The sequence below is a fragment of the Accumulibacter sp. genome (assembly GCF_023806635.1).
Taxonomy (GTDB): Bacteria; Pseudomonadota; Gammaproteobacteria; order Burkholderiales; family Rhodocyclaceae; genus Accumulibacter.
The window spans coordinates 1-4,776 of sequence record NZ_JAMTDQ010000032.1; the positions used below are offsets into that span (position 1 = coordinate 1).

At 66.3% G+C, this 4,776-nt stretch carries 3 protein-coding genes; all 3 read left to right on the forward strand.

Annotated features, from left to right (window positions below):
- Positions 1-669 precede the first annotated feature (669 nt).
- The 3 genes from NFW30_RS05765 (at position 670) to NFW30_RS05775 (ending at position 4,174) form a co-directional block, all read left to right on the forward strand.
- Positions 670-3,069 carry a transglycosylase domain-containing protein gene (locus NFW30_RS05765; RefSeq protein ID WP_295351972.1) on the forward strand — a complete coding sequence of 800 codons (2,400 nt, stop codon included), beginning with the start codon at positions 670-672 and terminating at the stop codon, positions 3,067-3,069.
- 270 nt (positions 3,070-3,339) lie between these two features.
- Positions 3,340-3,876, forward strand: coding sequence for an MAPEG family protein (locus NFW30_RS05770; RefSeq protein ID WP_295351969.1), 537 nt, complete (start codon positions 3,340-3,342; stop codon positions 3,874-3,876).
- 103 nt (positions 3,877-3,979) lie between these two features.
- A complete protein-coding gene (locus tag NFW30_RS05775) occupies positions 3,980-4,174 on the forward strand; it encodes a hypothetical protein (protein WP_295351966.1) in 195 nt (64 codons plus the stop codon).
- Positions 4,175-4,776: the final 602 nt, after the last annotated feature.

Sequence of the window (4,776 nt, forward strand, 5' to 3'; positions counted from 1 at the left end):
TGGGACATCTTGATCCGCCCAGCCTCGACGGTATGAGTAATTGTGGTAATCACCTTACTATCTGGCCACCCTGGAATCGCTGCGACCTGGGGGCCGGAAGGGGGCGTATTTGGTCATCCATTTCGCCCACGGGCGAAAGCTGACCATTTCGGCTCATTACTCGGGTCTTCCCCATTTCATCGAGAAGCTGCGCGAGGAACTTCAACGCAGTGGTCACCGGTACGAGGATTTCTGATCGAGAACGATGCTGTCCGCGCTGCGGCCACGATGGTTTGTCCTTCTCGGTCCCGACGCCGCTGGCGAATCGCGGCGGTTGGCAACTCGTTCTCGACAGGCGTCTCGCCAAAGTGCGCTGCCATGGTATCCTCGACCTGAGAATACCTTGGTGGAGACCGTTGGATCCGTTCGTTGCTGGCGAGAGCCGCCAGCGCAACCTTCCTGCGGTTCCCGCATGCCGACTCTTTTCCGAACGGTGCCTGCGCCGACGTGACTCCAACCGATGCAGCGCCGTCGAGTCTTCATGCCCTCGTTGTGTGGTCAGTCTGATCCGACCAGTGATGTTCGGACGCGGAAGTTGCCGGTCCTTGCGGCGCAACGCGGCACCAACGAGCCGTGATCCCAAGGCGACCGGCGGCGTGCGCGTCCCTCTGTCCGTGAAGTGACGCATCGATGGCGTCGCTCCGTTCCTTGGCCTGCGAGTTGAGACAACTGGTGGCGCGTCGCGCACCGGGCCTCGTCGCGAGCGTCGGCGACTTGCTTGGTGCCCTCCGTCACCCGACGCGGCGCGGGGTGATCAGCGCGCTGCTGGCGCTGCCGGCGCTGCTGCTGCTCTACGCCCTCATCCTGCTACCCTTCACGCCGGGGATCAGCGACATCCGCAAGGTGTCGTCGGAGCAGCCGGCGCAGATCCTTTCGGCCGACGGCAGGAAGCTGGCCGAGTTCAAGCAGTCCAATCGCGAGTGGGTGACGTTGGCCGGGATTTCGCCGCACGTCATCGACGCCCTCATCGCCACCGAGGATCACCGCTTCCGCGAGCATTTCGGCCTCGACTGGAGACGCACCATCGGCGCCGCGCTCAACACCTTCAGCGGCGACCGCCAGGGCGGTTCGACGCTGACGCAGCAACTCGCGCGCAACCTGTATCCGGAGTCGATCGGCCGCGATCCGACCTTGACGCGCAAGATCAAGGAGGCGATCACGGCGCTGAAGATCGAGGCCGTCCACAGCAAGGACGAAATCCTGGAGACCTACCTCAACACCGTCCCCTTCCTCTACAACGCCTACGGCATCGAGATGGCGGCGCGCACCTATTTCGACACCTCGGCCGACCGGCTCGACGTCCTGCAGGCGGCGACTCTGGTCGGCATGCTCAAGGGCAACAGCTACTACAACCCGGTCCTCAATCCGGAACGCTCGCTGCAGCGCCGCAACATCGTGCTGCAACAGATGGTCCGGCGCGGGAAACTGGACGCCGAGCGGTTCGACGCGCTGCGCGGGCAACCGCTGCGCATCGACTTCGAGCGGCAGAGCGAAGCGCCGGGACCGGCGCCGCATTTCGCTCGCCAACTGCGCAAGTGGCTGATCGCCTGGGCCGACCGCAACGGCTACAGCATCCACGGCGACGGGCTGATCGTGCGCACGACGATCGACTCGCGTCTGCAGTCGGCGGCGAACCAGGCCGTGCTTCGCCAGGGCAACGCCCTGCAGCGGATCGCCGACGCCACTTGGGGCAGGCGCTCGGCATGGCGTCCCGACGCGGGCCTCGTGCAGTCGTTCATCCGCGAATCGCCGGAGTATCGTGCCGCGATCGGCATGGGCCGCACCGCGCAGCAGGCGATGCAGGACCTGCAGGCCGACAGGGCCTTCATGCATGCGCTGCAGCGACAGAAGACGCAGATCCAGATCGGTTTCCTGGCGATCGATCCGCGCAACGGCCACGTCAAGGCCTGGGTCGGCAGCCGCGACTTCGAGCAGGATGCGTTCGACCACGTGCAGCAGGCGCGCCGCCAGCCCGGATCGACCTTCAAGCCCTTCGTCTATGGCGAGGCGTTCCGCCAGGGCGCCAGGCCCGGCGACCGGCTGATCGACCAGGAGGTGGCGATCGCCGTCGGCGGCGGCGAGGTCTGGCGGCCGACCGATGGTGGGCCGCCCAGTGGCGAGTCGATGACTCTCGCCGATGCGCTCGCCCGTTCGAAGAACACGATCACCGCCCAACTGATGCAGCAGGTCGGCGCCGCCAGGGTGGCCAGGCTCGCCCGCGACCTGGGCGTGCGCGAGAGCAGGCTCGAGGCCGTGCCGTCGCTCGCCCTCGGCACGAGCCCGGTCACCCTGAAGGAAATGGTCAGCGCCTACGGCACGATCGCCAACGGGGGCGTCTACCGCGAGCCGCTGCTGGTGAGCCGCATCGAGGACCGCGACGGCCGCGTCATCGAGGAATTCGCTCCGGCAGAGGCCGAGGTCGCGCTCAAGCCCGAGGTTGCCTACACGCTGCTCGACGCCATGCGCGGCGTGATCGACCGCGGCACCGGCCGCGGCATCCGCAGCCGCTACGGCATCCGCGCCGATGTCGCCGGCAAGACCGGCACGACGCAGGACAATGCCGATGGCTGGTTCATCCTGATGCAGCGGCAACTCGTCGCCGGCGCCTGGGTCGGCTTCAACGACGGCCGTGTCACGCTGCGCAGCGACCACTGGGGGCAGGGGGCGCACAGCGCCCTGCCGGTCGTCGGCGACTTCTTCCGCAGCGCGCTGCGCGCACGCATCGTCGACCCGCGGCTGCGCTTCACGGCGCCGGAAGAGACAGGCTGGTGGGCGCGCATCATACGCTGGTGGCGCGAGCTGTTCGCGCCGGAGCCGGCCGTCGTTCCCGAGCGGCGACGCCCGATCGAAGCCGCGCCAAGGCCGGAGGCGCCCGAGGCGCCGCAAGAGCCGGCAACGCGCGCGGTGCCGGAGCCACCAGAGAGCGATCCGCTGCAGGAGAAGATCGACCAGATCCTGCGCGAGAGCGAGGAAGGCGAAGGGCTGCGCGAGGATCCGCTGCCGGCGGTCGAGGCGGCAGGCGCGCGGTGAGGTGGGCGGCGCGTTGGTTGCGGAGGCGATCGGGGACGATCCGGGGCGGTGTCGTGGCGCAACAGCGGAGCCTCAAGCATTGAGCGCGCCCTGTTGCTTTTCCGACCGATCGATGGCGCACCTCATTGTTCTGTTGGACGAGTTCGCTGTCACTCTGCATCCTGTGGCGGCCAGTGCAAGGCGCCGCCCAAGCTTGGAGTTGGGCGGCACGATCGTTCTATGGCCGGACAGGTGGCATATTCAAACCATATGAGCTGATGGAGGGGACGGTTGCTCACTGACAAGCAGCAGGGTGTACTTCGCGGTATGGTCTCCGGGGTCATCGCGACCCTCCTCGCCCTGACCATCTCTATCGTCGCCCATGAACCTGCGTTTGAGTCCGCGCCGGGCTACCCGGCAGCGCTCGTGCACGCCCTGACTTGGGATGTCCTTATCGTTGTTTGCCTCTTGGTTAACATCGGCCTCTTGGCACGCCACCGATTCTTCACTCCGGATGACATTGACGGTGGCGGGCTGACTGGAGGCACGCCGCAGGCCCAGATCCTTCAATCCACCCTGCAAAACACGCTCGAGCAGACCGTTCTGGCGGTATCGGTGCACGCCCTCTGGGCGGTCGCAATGCCCCATGCCTGGCAAGCCGCTGTTCCCGCGGCGGCCATCCTGTTCTTCGTCGGTCGGGTGCTCTTTTGGCGGGGCTACGCTCGCGGCGCGCCGGCCCGAGCGCTCGGGTTCGCCTTGACGTTCTACCCCTCCGTAGTCATGGTGTTCCTGATCGTCGGCAGACTGCTCCTGGGACTCGTTTGGTGATGCGAGGCGAGGACCAAGTGCTGCCCAACGAAGCAATCGAGCCGACCGTCCAGCAGCGGCGCTCCGCTTGCTGTTGTCCGGCGGCTCGGTGCCGGATCGGGCGATGTTCTACCATCGATCGCCGGCAGAGCTGCGCGTCGAGCAGGTGCAGGCCTACCTGCTGCACCTGATTCTCTGCGGCATCGGCAGGCTCCTCGGCCATGACCATCCGTCGACGACTTCGCGCGATCTGCATCTGGCGCGCTCGAAGCTGAACGGCAACACCTCGCCCCTGGAACTGCTCGAACCGCCCAGTTGAGCCACCGCCAGTGACCCTGGCCGACGTCTTCCGCCAGCACGGCCCCGGCCTACGTCGCCAGCCACTTCGGCCTGCTGGCGCCGGCGACGAAGTGGGCGCTGGCGCGGCAGGCATCGTCGGTGCCGGTGCCCGATCCGCTGGTCACGGCGACGGTGGAGGAGTTCCTGCGGCGCGTCCGTCGGGCCGAGTGGGCGCGCTGTCCGCACTGCCACGAATGACGTTTCGTGCCGACGGCGGTGATCCCGCCGCTGCGCTCGGCAAGCCCGAGGATCCCCGTGCAAGAGGCGCGGTCATTGCAGGACAGGCAGCCACCCCGTATCATGAAACACGCAAAGGCGCGGTCAGCTCGCCAGCCAAAGTTAGAGGCACCAGGGGTGGTGCTTGACCGAGGCACCAGAGCGACCCTGCCACGCTCTTTTCTTGGCATCGCGACGTCATTGTCAGCGATGCTTTTTTGCGCCCGAAAGCCGGGTTGCTTCACATTAACTTCGCAGGAAGACCATCCATGATAGAAAAAGTAGTTACTAAGCCATAAACAACTGCAGTGCATATTGTACGAGCGCAGTCCGGATGCCTAAAAAACCCTCGCACGATCTCTGGGA